Consider the following 5,880-nt stretch of genomic DNA (forward strand, 5'->3'; position numbering starts at 1 on the left):
CAGCCGCTTAAGACAGGATTATTTTCTTGTTCACCATAATAAGAAGGGCCAGGTAGAACTGCGTGATTTAAGCGGGACGGTATTAGTGCCAGCACAATATGATGGTTATAGTATTGAAGCCCGCAAGGACGAATCCAATGAATGGGTAGATACCAATGTACTCAAAGTACACAAAGGAAAATTACGTGGTTGGTATTTCGCGGATGAGGGGGTTTTAGTTGAGCCCACATTTGACAATATTCGTTATTGGGCGCCAGAGCACGCCGAGCATCCCTATATTTTGGTAGAGAAGGGTGGGATGAGCGGACTTTATAAGCTTGATGGCACAGAGGTGCTCCCACCAGTATATGACTCATTAAGTTTACAGCTGCCAGAGCTACTGTCTTTTAAGCAAGACAGCGGTTATGGCTTGATTAATATACGTACTGGCAAAGAGTTAGTTCCACCTCGCTATGCATGGATTGACCCTGTCAAAACGGATAAGATCATGCGTTTACGACTCCCTTATGACCAACAACAAGAAGGAGAAAGCCTTTATCATTGGTGGGATGCTGCGCAGCAAAAGATGATTGAGTTACCGTTTAAAGAGTACGAGCCACTGTCCCAAGAGGGGCTGTGGACGGTATTCAAAGATGGGAAAAGCTTCTTATATGATGCACAGGCACAGAAAATCATCAGTGCGCCTTATGATCTTATTGGTGACGCAAGCAATGGTTTGATCATTGTAGAAAATGACGACAAATTTGGCGTGATCAATGACAAAGGAAAAGAGATTTTTCCGCTGGATTATGATCTGGCCTTACGAAATGATTCGGGGTTTATCGCGTTGTCTCGGCAAAATAAAAAACGCTTCTGGGAAACGATTTATCTACGCCCCGATGGTGAGCCTATGTTTTCAGGTCCTATTAGGACGTGGTCTTCGCCGGACTCCTACGAAGCCCCGCTGACTCGTGCTGCTGAACAGGAAATTATTGTTGGTGCTTATGACCCTGTACGGCGTAATGATTCTTTTGGGATATACGATTGGCAAGGCACCGAGCGGTTAGCGCCTGAGTATAAAACCCTGTTTTTATATAATGATGTGCCCAGATATGGTGCAATTAAAAAAAACCATGTAGGGTTGTTTGATGATCAGCGCAATGAGGTTTTTCCGATGATTTTGGATGGAATATACCATGCTGATGCACCGATGCATTGGGGGCCGATCAGAGATTTAGCGGCCGGGTTTCCTTTGTTGGCGTATATTGATGGACGTGTAGATCAACGCAACAAGCGACACTATTTTTATATTGATAAAAATGGTGAGGTGTTGCCAGTAGTGGCTCATGCCAGGATAGCCTTTGATGAAAAGGAATTTTAGGTTATGAAGTAGTAAGCAACTGGTCGTGAAATATAGTTAGACACATCTCTGATCTCAAATTAAACCTTGTCACTTGTAAAGCATAGGATGTCTTATGACCTAAAATAGGGTATGGCTATGTTAAGAACCATGATGCTAGAGGAAATAAGGATAGAGTTAACGTGCAGTTTTTACTTCTAAGGGGGAAGGCTAGCTCTCATCTGTTTTGTTCGTTCACACATGAATAGCAACGGAACTGTGGTAATCCCGTACTGGAGAGACTGATGTAGAGATTGAAAACTTGACCCTGTGGGCTTTGGTCAACTCAGTTTTGGGAGGGGCAGTATATGCATGTAAATATTGAGTTTTTGGCTGATCGTACTCTGATCACTTTTAAGGGAGGGGAGGTTACGGATGATCTGATTGGTATAGTCAACGGGATAGCTGCAGGGCGTTATTGTTTTGAAGCCAGTGTGCTACTGTCGTCTGAGTTTTCTGATTATATGACGCTAGTGAAGAATTATCATGGTGATAAGTTTGGTATTGAAGTTAGCAATACCATTGAGCCATATATCTTTTGGGGTAGGGTAAAGGACGGCTCTATCCGGTCAACTGTTGGGGAGCCTTTACAGAAGACGTGGAGTAGGTTTATTGAGGCATTGGATGCCTTGACGCCAGAGGATAAACAGGCTTTGGAAGAAGTCTTTGATGATATACAAAAAAGTAGGAAGGTTTATTGCAGTGAGTGTAAAAAACTGTTGTCTGAACATTAACCAGCTAGAGATTGGCTAATGTATTAAAGGTTATTTTACTCTGCGGGTGTGTCTTACAGGAGAAAGCTATGACTACATCATGCGTTACAGCAAAAGGCCAGAACTTACACCAATTCTGTACAAGGGAGTAGATTTCATGCAGAGTACAAATTGTTCATTCTATTTCTAATACATATAAAACGAAATTACTGCTCAACTTCAGTTGGATTCTGGAGAAAAACGATCATGAGTATCGCAATGGAGCACGACATTGAACGCTGGACGGCGAAGCGTAAAAGTGCGTCGCTGAAAGACCTTCAGGAAGCTTACGGCGAAGCGATGCTGGGTCATTACAATCATTTACAGTGCCGATATATGCTATCTGCGTACCTGCATAATGATCAAGAAACAGAGGTAGCGTGTGCAGAGCAGGCTTATTTAGACGTTGGGAAAATCTTGTCAGACCATTTTACATACCATGCTGCAGATTGCACCTGAATAATATAAGCAAGCGCTATCAATAGTGCTGCTTCAGCGCCAGCATCGCCAAAAGCTGTCATGGCTAGAGCCAGTGCTATAGATAAATTACGCATCACGGTGCCATACACTAATGCGATACCATCACCACGATGTAAATAACGGCGGGCAATCACGGTGCTAATGACATAGTTTAATGTGTAAAGAATAAGCACTGGAATGAGGATAGCGATAATAAGTGTAGGAGAACGTATTAAATCGTTAGCTTTAATGGCCATAGCTACAAAGACAATACCTAAGACCCCTAAAGTAGAAAAGCGTGGAAATTTAGGGCCTAGGTGTTGCTGGAAATGAGCTTGTCCATAACGTTTGATAAGTAGATAGCGCGTAAGCTGGCCGGCTAGTAAGGGTAGAGCAATAAAAAGAAGAATCTGCTTGAAAACGGCTCCGAGCTCCATCGGTATATGGGCTCCGAGTAAATACTGCACATACAAAGGGGTAAGAACTGAGCCAGTAAAAAGGCCAATAATGGTAATTTGAATCGCTGCAGGAACATTGCCCTTAGCAAAACCAGTCCAAGAGATAGTCATGCCACTGGTGGGTAATAGCGCTGCTAATAATAAGCCTAACGCTAGTGTGGGTTGGTCAGTAAAAAAGAGCCTACCCAAGCCATAGGCGAGCGCTGGAATAATGATAAAGTTAATGCCTAAGGCCCAGCTTTGTACGTTAATCGTGTCGGTTTGTAAAAGCTGTTTAAGACGTATCCCTACCATCATGGGGTACACCATAAGTAGGGTCAATGGAGCAATCCAGAGTTTAAGTACGTGGCTTTCGCTCAGTAGTCCCGTTATCAGTCCTAGCAGCATAACTAAAGGGATACTGAATCTCAGGTTTTGATTGAGCCATCCCACAAGTGTCATCATGTCTCTATCCTTAACATTATATAAATTTATATATTGTATAGTATATACTACAAAGAATGCGTTGATGCGGACATGTTTAAGTGACAATAGGGGCGATTTTAGTTCATATGGAAACTTAGATATTTCGGTAGCCACAGTGCAATGCCGCGAAAAACTATGGGTCTATGAAAGTGTAGTCGGTTTTGTGAATGCTACGGTGATGCTAATCGTTAAACTTATGACTATGGCTGTTTGCTGGAGCATGGCTATCTTAATTGCACCTCTAGGTCTTATTTATATTTTTATCATAGCCGTAGCGAATAAATATCTTTCGAATAATAACTATTTTAATATTTGTTTTCTTACAGCCCAAAGTGGTCAGCAGTATCTAATGCCAACTAGCGAGGCTTTTCCCACAATTTTGTGCGAATTTTGACGTGCTTAGAGAGGAGGGTTGTTTTTAGCTATTTTTCATTTTTTGATCTGGCTCACTCCTCCATATCCAGTTCCATTTACTTTATCTGTTTGCAGCCAAAGCGCTGATTCAATTATAGGAGCTGTAGGATGACTCGTATAAATTTACAAGTGCCATTTTCTCAGAAGGATGAGGCTAAAGCATTAGGGGCTCGCTGGGATCCTGTTCAAAAAACTTGGTATATATCTACTGAAATGAATCTAGATCCATTTATGTGCTGGTTGCCGCAATCGCAGCCAATATCTAATTTAGACTCCCCAGAGTATTCAGTTAGAGCACCACATTACTTTATTATTAAGTCGCAGACAGGGTGTTGGCGTTGTAAAGAAATAACTTCAGTTTTTTCTTTTTTACTCCCGCCTGAATATGAATATTATGAGAGTGAGGATGAGGATATTGGTTATTGGACTTCCCCAGGTGGTTTTAGTATTACTTCAATGGTCGATGGCTTAGCAGTTTCAGTAATAAGTCATATGCAAAAACTGACGAAAAAATATAGTATTGCTTACAGTAAAAAAGCCGGTGTTCGCTATTATATGAATCATTGTGAGCATTGTAATGCAACACAAGGAGATTTCTATTTGCATAATGAACCTGGGGGCGCTTTTTTTCCAATTGATCAGTGGGATGCCCAGCGTATAAGTATTTATCCAGTAGATTCTCCATTTATGGGTAATTGTGATTTGGGTTTTCACTCGGAAGATTATTTTTATGAGTCAATGAGGATAATTGAATTTTTCTAATTTAGGCTTAAATTTATCTTCAGGCCGGTATTCAGCTGGGGCGGTGGCAGGATAAGACTCTATGGCTTTATTACAGTAGTCAGAGTCATACTAGTTATGACCAGCTAAAAAAGTAATGATGCGAGGTTGTTTACAAAAAATACGTTTTGTTGAGAAATTTTCAGAATGATGGGGGTTATAAGCATGTAATTAGTTTATATAAAGACATAACATGAAAATAACTCATGTTGTTTTGAAAAAGTATCGTCATTTTTAACCTCTAAACCGCCTATGATGGAGAGCTTCGATGTTTACGCCATGCTGCGGCATGGCGATGTTTTTTTTAGAGGTTTTACATGTCTTTGTTTCGGTCTTTGCCCCCTTTTCGTGCGGATGTTGTTGGTAGTTATTTGCGCCCGGCAGCGCTTAAAAAAGCGCGTCATGATTTTGAGAAAGGGATGATGTCGGCGCAAGCATTACGGGCAGAGGAAGACAAAGCCATCCGTTACTCCGTAGAGCGTCAATGTGCTTGTGGTTTGCAAGTGGTGACAGACGGAGAGTTTAGACGTACATGGTGGCACTTTGATTTTTTTGATGGCCTAGAGGGTGTAGAGCGTTACGACACACAAGAGGGGATCCAATTTTCTGGGGTGCAGACAAAATCGCATAATGTACGGGTCACCGGCAGGGTACGGTTTGGGGATCACCCCATGTTGCAAGATTTTGCGTTTTTGCAGTCTTTACAGACGGGTGCGACGCCAAAGATGACGATTCCAAGCCCCAGTGTGTTGCACTTTCGTGGTGGGCGAGATGTGGTCAGCCCTGAGATTTATCCAAATTTGGACGAGTTCTTTGATGACTTGGTGCAGACCTATAGAGATGCGTTGGCAGCTTTTTATGCAGCGGGCTGTCGTTATCTGCAATTAGATGACACGGTATGGGGTTATTTATGTTCTGAAGAGCAAAAGCAGCTCGTGCGAGAGCGGGGGGATGATCCCGACGCGCTCGCTAAAACGTATGCCGATGTACTAAATCGAGTCCTAGAGGGCAAGCCAGATGATTTAGTGGTGGGGCTGCATGTGTGTCGGGGTAATTTCCGTTCGACGTGGATCTCTTCGGGGGGCTACGAGCCTGTTGCTGAGTTGCTGTTTGGCTCAGTGAATGTGGACGCTTTTTTCTTAGAATATGATAACGATCGTTCGGGAGATTTTCG

General features: G+C 42.5%; 5 protein-coding genes. 4 read left to right on the forward strand and 1 reads right to left on the reverse strand.

Annotated features, from left to right (window positions below):
- On the forward strand, positions 1 to 1,360 hold a 1,360-nt coding region (locus Q1V74_RS08770; RefSeq protein WP_300648204.1), incomplete at its 5' end, for a WG repeat-containing protein.
- A gap of 326 nt (positions 1,361 to 1,686) precedes the next feature.
- The gene (locus tag Q1V74_RS08775) at positions 1,687 to 2,112 is read left to right on the forward strand and encodes a hypothetical protein (RefSeq protein ID WP_300648206.1); all 426 of its coding nucleotides are present in this window, start codon (positions 1,687 to 1,689) and stop codon (positions 2,110 to 2,112) included.
- Between the two features lie 413 nt (positions 2,113 to 2,525).
- On the opposite strand, the gene Q1V74_RS08780 is transcribed toward Q1V74_RS08775, so the two are convergent.
- Positions 2,526 to 3,491 (reverse strand): bile acid:sodium symporter, encoded by a 966-nt coding sequence (locus tag Q1V74_RS08780; protein ID WP_300648208.1) that lies wholly within the window; start codon positions 3,489 to 3,491, stop codon positions 2,526 to 2,528.
- Between the two features lie 543 nt (positions 3,492 to 4,034).
- Between Q1V74_RS08780 and Q1V74_RS08785 the strand changes: the two genes are divergently transcribed.
- Positions 4,035 to 4,688 (forward strand): DUF5710 domain-containing protein, encoded by a 654-nt coding sequence (locus Q1V74_RS08785; RefSeq protein ID WP_300648210.1) that lies wholly within the window; start codon positions 4,035 to 4,037, stop codon positions 4,686 to 4,688.
- 335 nt (positions 4,689 to 5,023) lie between these two features.
- The coding region (locus Q1V74_RS08790; protein WP_300648212.1) for a 5-methyltetrahydropteroyltriglutamate--homocysteine S-methyltransferase at positions 5,024 to 5,880 on the forward strand (857 nt) is incomplete at its 3' end.

The sequence above is a fragment of the Paenalcaligenes sp. genome, assembly GCF_030152715.1.
GTDB lineage: Bacteria > Pseudomonadota > Gammaproteobacteria > Burkholderiales > Burkholderiaceae_B > Paenalcaligenes > Paenalcaligenes hermetiae.

Bases quoted from the DNA above. Each gene is read 5' to 3' on its own strand.
- Q1V74_RS08775 (WP_300648206.1), top strand. From the start codon at position 1,687: ATGCATGTAAATATTGAGTTTTTGGCTGATCGTACTCTGATCACTTTT.
- Q1V74_RS08780 (WP_300648208.1), bottom strand. From the start codon at position 3,491: ATGATGACACTTGTGGGATGGCTCAATCAAAACCTGAGATTCAGTATC.
- Q1V74_RS08785 (WP_300648210.1), top strand. From the start codon at position 4,035: ATGACTCGTATAAATTTACAAGTGCCATTTTCTCAGAAGGATGAGGCT.